Origin of the sequence: Labrenzia sp. C1B70 (genome assembly GCF_000475395.1) — a bacterium.
GTDB lineage: Bacteria > Pseudomonadota > Alphaproteobacteria > Rhizobiales > Stappiaceae > Roseibium > Roseibium algicola.
The window spans coordinates 128,110-145,300 of the sequence record NZ_AXCE01000008.1 but is presented as its reverse complement, the minus strand read 5'-3'; the positions used below and the strand labels follow the sequence as shown (position 1 = coordinate 145,300).

General features: G+C 60.7%; 16 protein-coding genes. 4 read left to right on the top strand and 12 right to left on the bottom strand.

Annotated features, from left to right (window positions below; genetic code table 11):
* The first annotated feature begins 114 nt into the window (after window positions 1-114).
* Genes Q666_RS44415 through Q666_RS44400 form a run of 4 tightly spaced genes read left to right on the top strand, consistent with a single transcriptional unit; the run spans window position 115 to window position 4,078 of the window.
* On the top strand, window positions 115-1,203 hold the full coding sequence (locus Q666_RS44415) for a hemin-degrading factor (protein WP_023003151.1): 1,089 nt from the start codon (window positions 115-117) through the stop codon (window positions 1,201-1,203).
* A complete protein-coding gene (locus Q666_RS44410) occupies window positions 1,200-2,099 on the top strand; it encodes an ABC transporter substrate-binding protein (protein WP_023003152.1) in 900 nt (299 codons plus the stop codon). The genes Q666_RS44415 and Q666_RS44410 overlap by 4 nt, the downstream gene beginning before the upstream one ends.
* Before the next feature lie 8 nt (window positions 2,100-2,107).
* Window positions 2,108-3,241 carry an iron ABC transporter permease gene (locus Q666_RS44405; RefSeq protein ID WP_031270350.1) on the top strand — a complete coding sequence of 378 codons (1,134 nt, stop codon included), beginning with the start codon at window positions 2,108-2,110 and terminating at the stop codon, window positions 3,239-3,241.
* A 9-nt stretch (window positions 3,242-3,250) separates the two neighbouring features.
* Window positions 3,251-4,078 (top strand): heme ABC transporter ATP-binding protein, encoded by an 828-nt coding sequence (locus Q666_RS44400; protein WP_023003154.1) that lies wholly within the window; start codon window positions 3,251-3,253, stop codon window positions 4,076-4,078.
* A 31-nt stretch (window positions 4,079-4,109) separates the two neighbouring features.
* On the opposite strand, the gene Q666_RS44395 is transcribed toward Q666_RS44400, so the two are convergent.
* The 12 genes from Q666_RS44395 to Q666_RS44340 form a co-directional block, all read right to left on the bottom strand.
* Complete coding sequence (locus tag Q666_RS44395; RefSeq protein ID WP_031270351.1) at window positions 4,110-4,649, bottom strand: TlpA disulfide reductase family protein; 540 nt, start codon at window positions 4,647-4,649, stop codon at window positions 4,110-4,112.
* A 150-nt stretch (window positions 4,650-4,799) separates the two neighbouring features.
* Entirely contained in the window at window positions 4,800-6,311 is a 1,512-nt protein-coding gene (locus Q666_RS44390) for a mannitol dehydrogenase family protein (protein WP_023003156.1), read from the bottom strand.
* Between the two features lie 3 nt (window positions 6,312-6,314).
* Window positions 6,315-7,088: an L-iditol 2-dehydrogenase gene (locus Q666_RS44385; protein WP_023003157.1), complete on the bottom strand. Its 774-nt coding sequence runs from the start codon at window positions 7,086-7,088 to the stop codon at window positions 6,315-6,317.
* The gene (locus Q666_RS44380) at window positions 7,085-8,089 is read right to left on the bottom strand and encodes an ABC transporter ATP-binding protein (RefSeq protein ID WP_023003158.1); all 1,005 of its coding nucleotides are present in this window, start codon (window positions 8,087-8,089) and stop codon (window positions 7,085-7,087) included. The genes Q666_RS44385 and Q666_RS44380 overlap by 4 nt, the downstream gene beginning before the upstream one ends.
* A gap of 11 nt (window positions 8,090-8,100) precedes the next feature.
* Entirely contained in the window at window positions 8,101-8,931 is an 831-nt protein-coding gene (locus Q666_RS44375; RefSeq protein WP_023003159.1) for a carbohydrate ABC transporter permease, read from the bottom strand.
* 3 nt (window positions 8,932-8,934) lie between these two features.
* The gene (locus Q666_RS44370) at window positions 8,935-9,807 is read right to left on the bottom strand and encodes a sugar ABC transporter permease (RefSeq protein ID WP_031270353.1); all 873 of its coding nucleotides are present in this window, start codon (window positions 9,805-9,807) and stop codon (window positions 8,935-8,937) included.
* A gap of 95 nt (window positions 9,808-9,902) precedes the next feature.
* Entirely contained in the window at window positions 9,903-11,174 is a 1,272-nt protein-coding gene (locus Q666_RS44365; protein WP_023003161.1) for a sugar ABC transporter substrate-binding protein, read from the bottom strand.
* A 203-nt stretch (window positions 11,175-11,377) separates the two neighbouring features.
* A complete protein-coding gene (locus Q666_RS44360) occupies window positions 11,378-12,334 on the bottom strand; it encodes a sugar-binding transcriptional regulator (RefSeq protein ID WP_023003162.1) in 957 nt (318 codons plus the stop codon).
* A 1-nt stretch (window position 12,335) separates the two neighbouring features.
* On the bottom strand, window positions 12,336-13,016 hold the full coding sequence (locus tag Q666_RS44355) for an HAD family hydrolase (protein ID WP_023003163.1): 681 nt from the start codon (window positions 13,014-13,016) through the stop codon (window positions 12,336-12,338).
* Between the two features lie 195 nt (window positions 13,017-13,211).
* Window positions 13,212-13,880, bottom strand: coding sequence for a DUF1523 family protein (locus Q666_RS44350; protein ID WP_023003164.1), 669 nt, complete (start codon window positions 13,878-13,880; stop codon window positions 13,212-13,214).
* Window positions 13,877-15,244 (bottom strand): DUF6638 family protein, encoded by a 1,368-nt coding sequence (locus tag Q666_RS44345; RefSeq protein WP_031270360.1) that lies wholly within the window; start codon window positions 15,242-15,244, stop codon window positions 13,877-13,879. Before Q666_RS44345 ends, Q666_RS44350 begins: the two co-directional genes overlap by 4 nt.
* Complete coding sequence (locus tag Q666_RS44340; protein WP_023003166.1) at window positions 15,241-17,190, bottom strand: ATP-binding protein; 1,950 nt, start codon at window positions 17,188-17,190, stop codon at window positions 15,241-15,243. Before Q666_RS44340 ends, Q666_RS44345 begins: the two co-directional genes overlap by 4 nt.
* Window position 17,191: the final 1 nt, after the last annotated feature.

Genomic DNA, 17,191 nt, shown 5'->3' with positions numbered 1-17,191 from the left:
TCTTTGGAATGATTCAAAAATTCCTAATAATCTCAGTAATTTACGTTACGGGATGATGAGGCGGGAAACTGAGCGCGGGCTGCAGGAAGACCATAGCGATTGGGGACAGAACTCATGAATGCCGATCAGATCTCCTCTGAAACCAGGCAGAGCGCAGCCGACATCCGGGCGGCACGTGCGGACAATCCGAAGATGCGGGAGCGGGATCTGGCGCAGATACTCGGCATAACGGAAGCGGAGCTGGTCGCAAGCTTCGTAGGGCATGGCGTGCGCCGCATCGCGCCGCGTTTCGAGGATCTGTTTCCCGGGTTGCAGACCGTCGGCACGGTCATGGCACTGACGCGCAACGAGAGCGCGGTGCACGAGAAGATCGGCCCGTTCGAGAAATTCGTGAACGGCAAGCGGGCGGCCCTGATGCTGGGCGAGCAGATCGACACGCGCATGTTTCCGGCCAATTGGGTGCATGGCTTTGCAGTCGAAAAGGCTGACGGCAACGATGTCCGCCGGTCACTGCAGTTCTTCGATGCCCATGGGGATGCGGTGATGAAGATCCACACCCGTGCGGAAACGGACCTGGATGCGTGGAACACGCTGGTCGAAAAGCTCGTGCTGGACGACCAGACGCCGGATGTGTTGCCGCAAGTGAGCGAAGCAAAACCGTTCAGCCGAAAACTGGCATCCGAAGGAGCTGAAGCGATGCTGCGCGACCGCTGGCAGGCGATGACCGATCCGCATCAGTTCCACGGACTTTTGAAGGATCTGGACCTCGACCGGGTCAGTGCTTTTGAACTGGCGGGCGATGCCTGGGCCTGGCCGCTCGATCGTGGGGCGGTGCCGGCCTTGTTGCGTCTTGCTGCGTCGGAAAACATCCCGATCATGTGTTTTGTCGGCAATCGCGGTTGCATTCAGATCCACTCCGGGGCGGTGGCAACGGTGATGGACCGGGGTTCATGGATCAACGTGATGGACCCGACCTTCCATCTGCATCTGCGGACCGACCACATCCACGAGGTCTGGGCCGTGCGCAAACCGGCGGATGTCGGCCATGTCACGTCGGTGGAAGCTTATGACAGCGACGGACAGCAGATCATCCAGTTCTTCGGTGTGCGTGGTGAGGGCAACCAGGAACGGTCCGATTGGCGCGGCCTTGCCGAAAACCTGCCGAAACTGGATCGGGCGGTAAAGCTGGGAGCAGCGGAATGATCGGGTCTCTTTCGCGTTTTTCCGGCGTCTCGGCGGCTGTCGCGCTGACCGTTGCAGCCCTGGTCCTGCCCGGCCAACCACTGTTTGCGGAAGGCACGGGCAGTCCGGACAGCAGCAATGTTGTTGCCATCGGCGGTTCGGTGACGGAGATCGTCTACGCCCTGGGCGAAGACAAGAGGCTGATTGCCCGTGACAGCACCAGCATTTTCCCGGTGGAAGCGGCAAGCCTTCCGGATGTCGGGTACATGCGCGCGCTGTCCCCGGAAGGTGTGCTCTCCGTCAATCCGGAGCTGATCCTGATGCTGGAAGGCAGCGGGCCGCAGGAAACAGTGGACGTGTTGCGCAAGTCCGGTGTGGCGATGGCGGATGTGCCGGAGGCATATACCGCCGAAGGCATCATCAAGAAGGTGCGTGTCGTTGGTGAAGTGCTCGGCGTCGAGGCGAAAGCCGATGCTCTTGCGGGCAAGCTTGAACAGGATCTGGCAGAGGCGCAACGTGCCGCTGAAAGCCGGACGTCAGGCGTTCGTGTCCTCTTCGTCCTGTCGACAAAGGGCGGGCGTATCCTTGCCGCCGGATCGGATACGGCCGCCAACGGCATACTTGCGCTTGCGGGTGCTGAAAACGCGACGTCCGGCTTTTCCGGCTACAAGATCCTCAGCGACGAGGCGATCGTCAGTGCGGCACCGGACGTCGTGCTGATGATGGACCGCCACGGCGACGGCGAAGACGCAACGAGCGGTGATGCGGTGTTCGATCATCCGGCCGTGGCGCAAACGCCGGCAGGGAAGGACAGGCGACTTGTCCGCATGAACGGGCAGCTCCTGCTGGGGTTCGGTCCGCGCACCGCAGAAGCCGTCCGTGAATTGTCGACCCGTCTGGCGGATACGGCAAGCTGATGGCACTGATGAGCGATACGGTCTTGCCCGCCAGAAGCGGACGGATTTCCTCTCTCCTTGGGCTTGCCGACCTGCAGCGCGGAGACAGGGCTCCGCTCGCCCGGGCCGTCATTGTGCTGCTCGCCGTGCTGACATGTCTCGTCGTTCTGGGAAGCCTTGCCATCGGCCCTATCTCGATCCCGGTTCTGGAGCTCCTGCCACATGTGCCGTCCTATTTCGCGGGAGCGGGAGAGGGCGTGCCGCAGGGCGTTTCGCCAAGGGACTGGATCGTGCTCATGGATATTCGCCTGCCGCGGGTTACGCTGGGAGCGCTCATCGGAGCGGCCCTGGCGGTGTCCGGCGCGGTGATGCAGGGTCTGTTCCGTAATCCGTTGGCGGATCCGGGCATTGTGGGCGTTTCGGCGGGGGCAGGTCTGGGCGCTGCCGCGTTCATCGTTCTCGGAAATACCGTACTGGCGCCGGTGATGGCGCTTCTGGGTATCTATGCGGTCCCACTGGCGGCCTTTGCGGGCGGCCTCGTCACGACGCTGCTTCTTTACAGGATCGGCACGCGCGGAGGCATCACGTCAGTTGCGACATTGCTGCTGGCGGGCATTGCGCTCGGTGCGCTCACCGGTGCGATGACAGGGCTATTGGTCTATGTGGCCGATGACCAGGAGCTGCGCGACCTGCAGTTCTGGGGACTTGGGTCGCTCGCGGGATCCAACTGGCAGAAGGTCGCTTCTGCCGCGCCAATCATCCTCACCATGCTGGTCTGCGTGCCGTTCCTTGCACGCGGTCTCAACGGTTTGACGCTTGGTGAAGCTGCCGCCTCGCACATCGGCATCAAGGTGCAGCGGCTCAAGAACCTCAGTATCCTGCTGGTTGCGGCGGCAACCGGCGCCTCCGTTGCTGTCAGCGGCGGCATCGGCTTTGTTGGCATCGTCGTGCCGCATTTGCTTCGTCTCACAATCGGTCCCGACCATCGCTACATGCTGCCGGCCGCAGCGCTTCTTGGCGCCTGTTTGCTTATAGCCGCCGATACGCTGGCGCGCACCATCGTGGCACCGGCGGAAATGCCCATCGGTATCATCACCGCCTTTGCCGGTGCGCCCTTCTTCCTCTGGATCCTGCTGCGCAAGCGCGGCCTCACAGGTCTTTAGGGTGTGGTCATGTTGCACAGGACAATTGAAAATGGCACGGCGCTGGCACCCGATCTTGTTGTCGAGCAGGTGTCTGTTTCGGCAGGCAAGACCCGGATCGTGCAGGACCTTTCCTTTCACGCAAAGGCTGGGGAAGTGCTGGCGATCATCGGGCCAAGCGGTTCCGGCAAGACGACCTTGATGAAGGCAATGACCGGTGAACTGCCTTATTCCGGCGGGATAACGCTGGCAGGGCTGGAGGTTGGTGGCCTGTCACCGGAAGTGCTTTCCGCCATGCGCGGGGTGCTGCCGCAGGCAAGTCAGATTTCCTTTCCGCTGAACGTGGCTGAAGTGGTCGGTCTCGGCCTGACCTCCAGCCGCCGGGAGCGGACCTTCCGTGCCCGGCGCATTGCCGAAGCCCTTGCGAAAGTCGGCCTGTCGGGGTTCGAAGGGCGAAGTTATCAGGAACTGTCCGGCGGCGAGCAGCAACGGGTGCAGCTCGCACGGGTGTTGTGTCAGGTCTGGGACCCGCTTCCGCAAGAAGGCCTGCCGCATTGGTTGTTCCTGGACGAACCGGTCTCCAGTCTCGACATCAAGCACCAGGTCCAGATCATGCAGCTTGCAGCCGATTACGCCAAGCGTGGTGGCGGCGTCGTTGCCGTGATGCACGACCTCAACCTGACCGCTGCCTTTGCCGACCGGGTGCTGGTCATGCAGGGGGGGCGCCGTCTCGCCTTCGGTACGCGGGACGAGGTCATGCAGGCGGAGTTGTTGTCGAAAGCCTATGACTTTCCGCTGGAAATTCTAACACGTTCGGGTGGTGGGCGGCCTGTCATCGTGCCGATGGACAACGGCTGAGGGTCTTTCACGCTGCTGATGTTCGACGTGGTCAGGTGGTCTTCAAACTGCGCAGCGCGGAGATCATTTCCTCTGAATCCCACACCCGGTCGCCAATGGCGGCGAGGGCAACCTTGCCGGTGCCATCGAGGACGTAGGTCACCGGCAAACCGCGGAGGAACCAGGTGCTCGGCATGGCCTTGTCCGTGTCCATCAGGACGGTGAGACCATCATGGTCGATCTCGTCCAGAAAACCTTCGATCCGGTCCTGCCGGTCACCTACGTTTACGGCGAGCACTGCAAAGCCTTCTGGGCCGAGTTCACGGTTGAGACGCGCCAGACCCGGCATTTCCTTCCGGCAGGGCGGACACCATGTCGCCCAGAACGATACAAGCAGGATCTTTCCGGAATAGTCGGCAAGCGTGTGGACGGTGCCATCAAGATCGGGAAGGTCGAGTTTCGGTTCGATTTCGAAGGCCGGTTCGGCCAGACCAAGTCGGAAGAAGTCGTTGCCTGCCGCAAACACCGTTCCCGGCAGCAATGCCATTGCCGCACTGCCGGCCAGAAGGTCCCGTCTGTTCAATTGTCTCATGCCCGTAATCCCGCCTTACCGCTTTCCGTCGTGCAGGCGAAGGTCAAATCCTCGTCTGTCAGTGACATCAAGGTAAGCGGGACAGGGCAAATTGAAAGGCAAATGGGATCACATTGCGCACACGGTGGCGCGAGTGTGATCCCTCGTTTCCTAGTGGGCGTTCGCCTTGAGGGCGGCGGCGCCTTTGTCGAAGCGGCCATCGAGGTAGGCTTTCAGCGTGGCTGCCACCCCATCTTCAGCGATCATGCCTGCGGCGTAGCTGAAGGCCTTCAGGAAGGTTTCGTCGGAAGCGAGCCCACCGAATAGCTCCGGCATTTCGATGCGCGCCGGCTTGTCGACGTAAACGCCTTGTGCCCAGGCCTTCAGGATGTCGGCGTTGTTGTCCTCGATGACATGCGGTTCTCCAGCCTCGTTGTGTCCGAGGCAGTAGCGGCACCAAAGAGCCGTTTCGAGGGCAAGGCCGGCCACCGGCAACCCCTTGTCGAGGCGGTCCTGGATAGAAGGCAGGATAAACTTCGGCTGGCGGTTGGAGCCGTCAAGGCAGAGACGGGGGATTGTGTCTCCCACTGCCGGATTGGAGAACCGGTCCATCACGGTGGTGAGATAGGTCTCGAAGCTGACCCCCGGAATTTCCGGAACGGTCGGCAGGATCTCGTCTTCTTCCAGCTTTTTCAGGAACGCGCAGATCAGTGGATCGGCCATGGCGTCATGGACGAAGTAATGTCCCAGCAGCGCACCCGGATAGGCGATGGTCGCATGACCGCCATTGAGAATGCGCAATTTCATCAGCTCGTATGGAGCGACGTCCTCGACGAATTCGACACCGACCTTTTCCAGAGCCGGGCGACCGGCCGGGAAATGATCCTCTAGCACCCATTGGCGGAAGGGTTCACAGACGACAGGGGCCGCATCGGTCAGGCCGAAGCGTTCCTGAACCAGGCCGCGTTCGCGGTCGCCGGTCGCGGGGGTGATGCAGTCCACCATGCCGTTTGGAAAGGCGACGTTGTCGGCAATCCAGCTTCCGGCTTCCGGCGACAAGGCCCTGGCGAAACCGGCAACGGCCTGTTTCGCCATATGGCCGTTTTCGGGCAGGTTGTCGCAAGACATCACGGTAAAGGGTTCAAGGCCTTTGTCGCGGCGGGCCAGCAAGGCGGCGACAAGCACGCCGAACACGGTCTGCGGCGCATCCGGTGAGGCGAGATCCGCCTGGATTTCCGAATGATTGACGTCGAAGCCACCGGTGTTCGGATCGACGAAATAGCCGCCTTCGGTGATCGTCAGCGAGACGATGCGGATATCGGGTTCGCCAAGGCGAGCGATCAGCGCCTTGGGATCCACGTCGACGAAGTCGATCATGGCGCCACAGACCTGCGCGCTGAGGCCTTCCGGGTCGAGCTCGACCACGGTCGTCAGCCAGTCCTGGGCTTGGAGGCGTTCACGCATGGTCTTGTCGTAGGGCTTGAGGCCCGCGCCGACGATGGCCCAGTCACGGCCTTCGCCGAGATCGAACAGCTTGCTCAGGTAGATGGCCTGATGCGCGCGATGGAAGTTGCCGACGCCGATGTGAAGGATGCCGGGGGTCAGGTCCGACCGGCGATACGCCGGTGCCTTGACGGTTTCAGGAAGAGAAGAGAGCACAGTTTCACTTAGGTTCTGGGTCATTGGTCAGCTCATCCAGTTGCCGCCATCGACGTTGTAAGTCTGCGATACGATGTAATCCGCGTCTTTCGACGCCAGGAAAACAGCCATGCCGGTGAGATCTTCGGCGGTGCCCATGCGGCCGAAAGGCACCGCGGCTCCGACCGCTGCCTTCTTTTCACCGGGCTGCAGGCCTTCGTATTTCGCGAACATCGAATCCACATGGTCCCAGTGCTCGCCGTCGACGACGCCGGGGGCGATGGCATTCACGTTGATGCCGTGTTCGATCAGGTTGAGACCTGCCGACTGGGTCAGGCTGATGACCGCTGCCTTGGTGGCGCAATATATGCCCACCAGCGCTTCACCGCGCCGGCCTGCCTGGCTGGCCATGTTTATGATCTTGCCGCCCTGACCACGCCTGATCATCGATTTTGCCGCGGCCTGCATCATGAACAGGGTTCCGGACACGTTGATGTCGAACAGGCGCTGGTAGCTGTCGCGGGTGATCTCGACAATCGGTGCCAGATCGAACAGAGCCGCGTTGTTGACCAGGATGTCGAGCCCGCCGGTCTTCTGTTCCACGGTGGCGATGGCAGCATCGATCGACGACTGGTCGGTGACGTCCAACTGAACGGCATAGGCATTCGGGCCGATTTCACTGGCCGCCGCTTCTGCGCCGGCCAGGTTGATATCGGCAATCGCCACCCGGGCGCCTTCCTCTGCAAACCGCGCGGCAAAGGCCTTGCCGATGCCCCGGGCCGAACCCGTTATCAGCGCGGATTTTCCTTCAAGTCGGCTCATGCAATCCTCAGGCCCTGGTTGTCGAAGCGGTGGATCTTGTCAGGAGCCGGGGTCAGGTGAACGGTGTCGCCATGGCGGAACCCGATCTCACCGGACGAGCGCACGGTGATCGGTTCGTCGACGCCTTCCATATCGACGTAGAGGAAGGTGTCGGATCCGAGATGTTCCGAGACACCGACCTTTCCGACCCATTTGCCGTCGCTTTGCGAGACGGTCAGATGCTCCGGGCGGATGCCGATCGTGGCGGCATCGTACTCGGTGGCGAAGGATCCCATCAGGAAGTTCATCTTCGGCGAGCCGATGAAACCGGCCACGAACTTGTTGCGCGGCGTGTGATAAAGTTCCAGCGGCGAGCCGACCTGCTCGATCTTGCCTGCCTGCAGCACCACGATCTTGTCGGCCATGGTCATGGCTTCCACCTGGTCGTGGGTCACGTAGATCATGGTCGTCTTGAGGGACTGGTGCAGTTCGGAGATCTCGAGCCGCATGTTGACACGCAGCGCCGCATCCAGGTTCGACAGGGGTTCGTCGAACAGGAAGGCGGCCGGTTCGCGCACAATGGCACGGCCGATGGCAACACGCTGGCGCTGACCGCCGGAAAGCTGACCCGGGCGACGGTCCAGGTAATCCGTCAGGTTCAGCACCTTGGCAGCGGCGGTCACCTTGGCGTCCTGCGCCGCCTTGTCGATGCCGGCCATGCGCAGCGGGAAGGCGATGTTCTTGCGCACCGACATGTGCGGATAGAGCGCGTAGGACTGGAACACCATGGCAAGGCCACGTTTTGCGGGCGGCACTTCGGTGGCGTTCTTGCCGTCGATGGTGATGTCACCGGAAGAGACATCCTCTAGGCCTGCAATGAGACGCAGGAGTGTGGACTTGCCGCAGCCGGACGGACCGACGAACACCACGAACTCGCCGTCGTCGATCTGCAGGTCCAGCGGCGGGATAACCTGAACGTCGCCGAAGCTCTTGGTAATCTGCTTGAGGGTTATCTGACCCATGTTCAGGTCTCCTATTTAACCGCGCCGAAGGTCAGGCCGCGTACGAGCTGCTTCTGGCTGAACCAGCCGATGATGAGGATTGGGGCGATCGCCATCGTCGAGGCAGCGCTCAGTTTTGCGTAGAACAGGCCTTCCGGGCTGGAATAGCTGGCAATGAAAGCGGTGAGGGGGGCGGCGTCGACCGCCGTCAGGTTCAAGGTCCAGAACGCTTCGTTCCAGGACAGGATGATGTTCAGCAGCAGGGTCGAGGCAATGCCGGGAACCGCCATGGGTGTCAGCACGTAGATGATCTCGGACCACAGCTCCGCACCGTCCATCCGCGCGGCTTCCAGGATCTCGCCCGGAATTTCGCGGAAGTAGGTGAACAGCATCCAGACGATGATCGGCAGGTTGATGAGGGTAAGCACCATCACGAGGCCGACACGCGTGTCGAGGAGGCCGGTATCCCGGAACAGGAGATAGATCGGGATCAGCACGCCCACCGGCGGAAGCATCTTGGTGGACAGCATCCACATCAGGACGTCCTTGGTGCGCTTGCCCGGCACGAAGGCCATTGACCAGGCCGCCGGTATCGCGATCAGCAGACCCAGAAGGGTGGAGCCGAAGGAAATGATGACCGAGTTGGAGAAGTGCCGGAAATAGTCCGAACGCTCCTGGACCGTGCTGTAGTTTTCCAGCGTCCAGTCGAAAAACAGGAAGCTAGGAGGAGACGCAATGGCTTCCGCTTCCGTCTTGAAGCTGGTCAGCACGGTCCACAGGATCGGGAAGAAGATGGCGATGCCGACGGCCCACGCACATACGGTGACGAGAGCCTTGCGGCGGTTGGAGACTGCGCGCGCCATGGGTCAGGCCTCCAGGTTCTTGCCGATCATCCGCATCAGGAAGATCGCAACGATGTTGGCGAGGATAATGGCGACCACACCGCCGGCCGATCCGCCGCCGACGTCGAACTGCAGCAGCGACTGGGCGTAGATCAGGTAGGTGAGGTTGGTCGAGGCGTAGCCCGGACCGCCATTGGTGGTGACGAGAATTTCCGCGAAGACCGACAGCAGGAAGATCGTCTGGATCAGGATCACGACGGTGATCGAACGCGCCAGGTGCGGCACCATGATGAACACGAAGCGGTTCAGGAAATTGGCGCCGTCCATTTCGGCCGCTTCCAGCTGTTCGCTGTCCAGCGATTGCAGGGCGGTAAGCAGAATGAGCGTCGCAAAGGGCAACCACTGCCAGGCGACGATCAGGATGATCGAGAACAGCGGTGCATGCGAAAGAAAGTCGAACGGTTGCAGCCCCAGAAACTTCGCAAAGTATGCGAACAGGCCGTTGACCGGGTTCATGAACATGTTCTTCCACACCAGCGCGGAGACGGTGGGCATGACGAAGAACGGGGCAATCACCAGAATGCGTACGATCCCCTGGCCCCAGAAGGGCTGGTCGAGCAGCAGGGCCAGCAGCACGCCGCCGACAATGGTGATGAGAAGGACGCCGCCAACGAGCAGCAGGGTGTTCTTCAGCGCTGCAAAGAAAGCCGGATCGGTGAGGAAGAACTCGTAGTTGGTCCAGCCGGTCCACTCTTCCATTCCCGGAATGAGCAGGTTGTAGCGCAGGAAAGAGAAATAGAGGGTCATCGAGAGCGGGATGATCATCCAACCCAGCAGCAGCAGAACTGCCGGAGAGATCATCAAACGGGCCGCCGCCCGTGAATGTTGGGTAGCCATGATGCGACCTTTGCTCGGTCAGAGCCAGAGCTCACGCGGAACAGAAAGGAGGAGACCGGCGGGACGGGCAGGCACCCGCCGGTCCGCGAAGGCTTCTACTTGAGGTAACCGGCCTTCTTCATTTCGCGTTCAGCGGTCGCCTGGGCAGCAGCCAGTGCAGCGTCCGCATCCATCGAGCCGGCAAGAGCTGCCGAGAATGCCTGGCCGACAACGGTTGCCATGCCCTGGAATTCCGGAATGGCGACGAACTGCACGCCGACATACGGAACCGGATCGACGGTCGGATTCTGCGGATCAGCGGAGTTGATGCTGTCCAGCGTCATCTTTGCGAACGGAACTTTCTGGTACTCCGGGTTCTCATAGAGAGACGTACGGGTTCCCGGTGGAACGTTCGCCCAGCCTTCTTCGGCTGCAACCAGCTCCAGGTATTCCTTGGAAGTCGCCCACTCGATGAACTTCTTCGCAGCAGCTTCCTTCTGGGTGCCGGCCGGAATGGCCAGCGACCATGCCCAGAGCCAGTTACCGCGTTTGCCGAGACCCTTGTCCGGTGCCAGAGCAAAGCCGACCTTGTCAGCAACCTGGCTGTCCTTCGGGTTGGTCACGAAGGAGGCCGCCACGGTGGCGTCGATCCACATGCCGCACTTGCCGGTCTGGAACAGGGCCAGGTTTTCGTTGAAGCCGTTGGAAGAAGCGCCCGGAGGGCCTGCTTCGTTCATCACGTCGAGATAGGTGGTAAGAGCTTCTTTCCACTGCGGCGTGTCGAACTGCGGCTTCCAGTCCATGTCGAACCAGCGGGCGCCGTAAGAGTTCGCCATGGCGGTCAGGAACGCCATGTTTTCACCCCAGCCGGCCTTGCCGCGCAGGCAGATGCCGTAGACTTCGTTTTCCTTGTCCGTCATTGCCTTGGCGGCTTCGACGATAAAGTCCCAGGTCGGGGCTTCCGGCATTTCCAGGCCGGCTTTTTCCATCAGGTCCTTGCGGTACATGACCATGGAGCTTTCGCCGTAGAACGGTGCTGCAAAGAGCTCGCCGTCAACGGTCAGGCCGCCACGGATGGCCGGCAGGATGTCGTCCGCGTCGTAGCTTTCCGGCAGGTCGTTCAGGGAAACGAGCCAGCCCTGCTTGCCCCAGATCGGAACTTCATAGGTGCCGATGGTCATGACGTCGAACTGACCGCCCTTGGTGGCGACGTCAGTGGTGACGCGCTGGCGGAGAACGTTCTCCTCCATGGTCAGCCATTTGACTTCGATGTCAGGGTTCTTGTCGGTGAAGTCCTTCGTCAGACCCTGCATGCGGATCATGTCGCCGTTGTTCACGGTCGCGATGGTGATTGTTTCTGCAGATGCGGATGCGCACAGAGCCGCCATTGCACATGCGCTGAGGAGCGCACGGGTATGAAATGCCATATTTTCCTCCCAAGCGAGATTGGGCATTTGCCATTCTTGCGGGCAAATATTCGCTCCAATTCGCACCCCGAGTCAAGATGTGAATCGCCTAAAATAAAAAAGGCTTCTCGCTGCACTGCGAAAAGCCTTTAAAGTTCATATAGTTATTTATATTGGGAAATCGCTCAGAGCTTGAGCAATTGCTCAGCTGTCGTCTCGTTGGTGATCAGGCAATTGACAAATTTGCCGTTCAACGCTCCCAGCATGGCCGGCACCTTGCCGTCGCCCGCCGCAATTCCGTAAACCGGTTTCTCTCCGGCCGGCAGCAGGGGGGCACTGGCTACCAGGTCATTGGTAAGTCCTTCGACCAGCGCGCCTTTTCGGTCGTAGACCCAGCTTGTGATCTCGCCGATGGCACCAGCTTTCTCCAGTGCGCGCATTTCGTCGTGACTGACGAATCCGTCGACCGTCAGTGGTGCAGTCGGTCCCATGTTGCCGATACCCACGAAAGTAACGTCCGCCTGCCGGATGAGATCGAGGATATTGTGCACCGCTTCCTGGTTATGCAGCAATTGCAGTTCCTCGCGGGAGCGGGCGAAGACGGGCAGAGGCATCGGGTAATGCCGGGCATTGATGCGGTCGGCAAGCCGGATGATGACGTTGTAGGCCGAGGCCGAGCCGTCCGACATCATGTTGCCCAGAAGCGAGACGATGCGGTGCTGCGGACAGTCCATCATCGGCAATTGATCCACCGAAGCGCGCAAGGTGCGGCCCGTGCCGTAGGCGATGATCTTGGGTTTCTGGGAGCGGAAATGACGTTCCATCTCGGTGGCGGCCGCCTGGGCAATGCCGACCGTGGAGGACGGGGCATCCGGGTCGCTGGGAACCACTTCGCAGCTCTGCAGTCCGAAGCGTTCCGTCAGGCGGGTGCTCAGTTCCATGCAGTTGGCGATCGGGTGGTCGAGCCGCACCTTGATCAGCCGTTCACTGACTGCAAGCGAAACCAGCCGCTGTGCCGATTGGCGGGACACGCCGAGCTTGCGGGCGATCTCGTCCTGGGTGTTGCCGGCAACATAGTATAACCAGCCGGCGCGGGCGGCGTCATCGAGACGGGATGCCTCGGCAGGAATTTTCTGTTTCATCTTAGTTGCCGTTGTTCTTCAGATCCGGCCTAAGCTGAAAGAATTCGCCGAAAGATGCAAACAGTTGCGCGGAACCCGCAGTGGCAGTGGCCGAATTCAATAGGCCGGAAAGATGCGAACCGCCAATGAAACGGTAGACTTCCATACCGGCGGCAAGCCCTGCCTTGATGCCGTTTTCGCTGTCCTCGATCACCAGGCAGCGCTCCGGTGCGACGCCATGTTTTTCTGCCGCAAGGAGGAACAGGTCCGGCGCGGGTTTGCCGTGAGCGACTTCGGAAGCCGTGGTGGTCCGGCCGGCAAAGAGATCCGTCAGCCCGGTTATCTCCAGCGATCTGGCGAGCCGCGGCGGGCTGGAACTGGTCGCAAGGCAATAGTCCACGCCAAGGTTCTCGATCACCTCCCGCACGCCGTCGATCGGTCTGAGCTCCGCTTCAAAGGCGCTGAGAAGGCTTGCCCGGTAGGCGGTTTCGAATTCCGGCGGCAGGTCGACACCGAATTCCTTGCGGATCTGCTGCAGGACAACCGGATAGCTTCGACCCAGGAAATGGTGAGCGACGTAGTCCATGGTGATGTGAACGTTCCGCGTCGCGAGTTCAGCCACCAGCATGCGCGCGCTGATGACTTCGCTGTCGATGAGAACACCGTCGCAGTCGAAGATGACTAGGTCGATTGGCTGATTCAAACTCGGGGTTCCTGCCGATTGGAAAGTTAAAACGAGCGACCTCATCCTGAGGAGGCGCGCAAGCGCCGTCTCGAAGGATGGGCCGCTTGCTCAGGAGTATGAAGCCCATCCTTCGAGACGGACCTGGCGGTCCTCCTCAGGATGAGGGCGGTGCAGAGAGCACGGCCGACAGAGAGGCACGCCGTTCCGGTCTCGTCAACCGAACCAGCGCTTCAGCCATCGGCGGAAGCCGCTCGTGGCTTCGCTCGCGCGACGATGGGCGCTGGCGCGGGCCTGCTCGGCGCTATCGCCGACATCGTCCATGAAGTCGTCGATACCGTCGACCACCGGGTCGATCCGGCGTTTCTTGAAGGCGTTGACGGTCTTGATGATCAGATAGGCGAGGGCGACAAGCACCACGACGAACAGGATATTGAACCAGGGGATCAGGAAGACATCCGGCCCGGAGACAACCTCGATGCTGATGGCATTGGGAAAGATCGTGAACAGCTCCACACGCCAGCCATAGTGGGTGACGGCGATCCAGACATCATCGCTTTTCTTGGCCAGATCCTGCGCCTGGGCGGTGATGTTGCTGCTGTCGAACTTGAAATAGGGCGGCCAGCCCCAATCGGTGTCTTCGTTGCGGTAGACCCTTGGCTTGCCGTTCGGCCAGACCGTGTTGATGAAGCGGACGTCCCGTGTCCAGTTCTTGTTGGTACCTGCATCGGGGGCGGCCCAGAAGAGCGACGAAGCGCCGATGTCCATGCGCTTGACGTCGGTGCCGACGATGCGAACCACATCACGTCCCGGCAGCGTGTAATGGAGGAAGGCGACAAGGATCAGCAGGAGCGGAATGCCGATTATCCATTTGATCCACTTCATTGTACGCCGTCCTCGCCGTCTTGTTCCTCGGGGATTGCACCCCACGGCCCCATGTTCCTGCCGAAGCCGTAGTCGGCCTGGTCTTCTTCCGCCATGGCGGCCTCCGGTCCGAACAGCTCCAGCCGCGTGCCGACCTTGTCGACCATATATTCTTCCGCAAGGAACTGGACCGCGTAGTTCTTCTTGGCTTCGCTCCAGCTTCGGTAATGACCGTAGAATGCGTCCTTGTGACAAATGAAAAGCTGGCGGAAGTCAAGCGGTGTCAATTCGGACAGCAGCATGTTGACCAGGTTCTTGTCGCGGTGATTGCGCGAGCGAAGCAGGTAGAAATAGGCCGCGTTTTCCGGTTCGACCCACAGCTTGTCGTCTTTCAGCTCCAGCCTGTGCACGATGTCGTTGAGGGCGTGATATTCCGCGGGGAGCTGCTGGTGATACTTGCGTCTCAAAGCGCGCAGGTCGCGCCGCGAGACGTCCGACAGATCCTCGCCCTGGCTGGCGGCCGTGTCGATGACGATGAAGTCCAGTTTCTGTTTCAAAAGGCTCTTGGCGACGCTGCCGCCTGCATCGAGGATAGGCTCCACCAACTGGTTTCGATTGAGGAAATCGGCCACCTCGTAGCGGTCTTCCAGGCTGAAGAGGTGCTTCACGGGCAGGTCGACGACAATGTCCATGCGCCTGGAGGCGATGCATGCGGTTTCCTTCACATCGCGAAAGATGTAGAGGCCGCCGAAATGGGAGGTATGGAAATTTCCCTGCTCATAGCTTTTCGAACTGATCGCTAAGGGGGTGCGGATGATGTCGCCGGTGTGCTTGGAAAGCTCGATCATGTCCGCGATCAGCACATCGTCCCACCAGCCGTCGGGCTCGCTCATGAACGCTTCGATCTTGTCAGCCAGTTCATCACCTGCTTCGGAATGCCCGCCGACGGTGTCCGCCTCCACCTCGATCGCCCTGATATAAAACAGGTCCTGCGGCGAGGTGATGGAATAGATCGAGTTGACCAGTTCACCGACGACGCAATCGCGGATCGACAGCGCAAAGAGCTGTTCCTCATTGTCCTCGATGAAGCGTTTCAGGATCGAACGCGACGTGGAGAACCGCGCGTTCAGCAGCGGTGCGGTCTTCTGTTCGATCGACAGCAGAATGAACTGCCGATTGCAGCCGTGCGGATTGAGGTAGTGGATGTCGTCCAGTTCATCGCCGATTTCTGGTGAAAATCCGGAGATGTCGACGTGAAAGGCTTCGAGCGCCGTTCGCTTGCCGGTCAGGTGTTCCAGCGCGCGGTTGTAGCGGGCCACCATGGACGGTGCGGAGACCTCGTAGAGGTTGCCGAACATCAAGCCATGTTTGACGAGCCTCATCATGTGCGCGTGATTTCCATGTAGCGGCGCTTGGCTTCTTCCATGCGCTGCATCTCGCGCACGGCATTCTCGATGGCAACCTCGTCCGACTTGTCCGCATAGCGGAATTCGCTGTCCGCGTAGCGGTTGATTTCCTGGATGACCATGTCGACGGTGATCGGCTGCGCCAGGTCGGCGATCATCGCCTTCTTGGTTTCGTAGTCCTTGAACAGGAACAGTTCCGGATCTTCCATCCATGCATCCGGCAATTCGAAGTCCATCGCCCGCACTTTCACGGCATCGGTGATGTTCTTGATCGCCCGGCCGGTGAAACGTTCGTCCGCTTGCTGGATGGCCTTCAGGTAGGTCCCGAGCTTGGCGATCGTGTCCAGGTCACCGATTTCAGCCCGCACCTTGTCGAACACCTTCGTCAGCGCATCTTCCTGTGGCCGGGAGTGACGCTCGTAGGACGCCGCAACGGCCTTCTTCAGGGCCTGGGCCTCGAAAAGATCATGGTCGCCGACTGGAATCGAGTGGTTCTTGCCCATCAGCAGATGCAGGATGTCGATGTAGTCCTCGCGGCTTTGCGGGCCGTCGACCAGGAAGCGGGCGCCGGCGCGCTGACGCAGGGCGTCATCTACGTTCTCCGGATAGTTGGAGAACATGCCGAACGTGCAGTTGCCGCGCACCACAGTGTTGGCACCGGCAAAGCTCTCCATCAGGACCGCTGTAATTTCGAGCTGGCCGGCGGAGGACTGGCGATCGCCGCGCTTGCCGGCAAGCTGGTCTATGTCGTCGATGGTGCCGAAACCGATCACATTCGGGTCGGTGACATTGCGGATGAAGGCCTTGGCATTCTGGGCAGACTTGCCCTGGTAGCTGTCGATGCTCTCCGTGGAGAGGTTCTGATAGCGGAACGGATAGCCGGCGACCTGACAATAGTCGTTGACCATGCCGGCCATCATCTGGATCAGGGTTGTCTTGCCGGTGCCCGGTTTGCCGTCGCCCATGAAGGTGAAGATGAAGCCGCCGAGTTCCGCGAACGGGTTGAGCTTGCGGTCGAAATCGTAGGCCATCAGCATCTTGGCAAGCCTCATCGCCTGGTATTTGGCGATGTGGTTGCCGACGACTTCTTCCGGCTTCTTGAACGCCATGGCGAGCGTGGTCGAGTGCGTGCGTGCAGAAGGCGTAAAGCCGGTGATCTCGAAATTGTCCGCTTCCACGCGGTAACGGCTTTCCGAGAATGCCTGCAGCACGCTGACGCCTTCCGCGCGTAGTGTCACCTTTTCCATCAGCTGTTCGCAGAAGGACGTCACCAGGCCGATTAACTGGGCATCGGTTTCAATCGCGGCGGCGGCAATTTCCTGGTCCAGCTCCCAGAGAACACCATGAAGGGCGAGCTGGTCGTTGTCGAAAAGGATTTCCTCGACGTCGCCGCACTGGACTTCGGTTTCACCGGTTTCGGCCGAGAGCCCCGACAGGAGGAAGTCCGTCATGTTGGCAAAGACGTGCAGCGCAATCATGGCCGTTGCCGACAGAAGATCCTGGAACCGCATCTTCTGCGAGGCGTCCAGCGTTCCGGCAAGGTTGGCGCGCTTTAGCTCGGCAAGGCCGGTCTGGTCGGCAAACTGGTCGGACGCCACCTGGGCGACAGCCAGCGCCCGGCGCAGGGACCGCAGAACGCTCGCCTGAAGCGGGGTGGTCAGCGCATCGTCGTCGCATTCCAGAATCCGGTTTGAAAGCTGCACACCTTCGGGACGTGCCGTGGAGCGAGTGACGAGGCCAGGCGTCGTGGAGCGGAACCTCCGGCGGGCGCCAAGGCCGGGTGAACGGTCCTGTGCAACGGGCGCATCCGACTTCTTGGCGATCCGCGGGGTGTGGTCGAAGCCCTGGAGCATTGCTTCCGCAAAGGCGCATTTCTCGCGGATCTTGTCTTCTTTCAGTTCCATGAGGTCGTTGGAAAGGGTCACG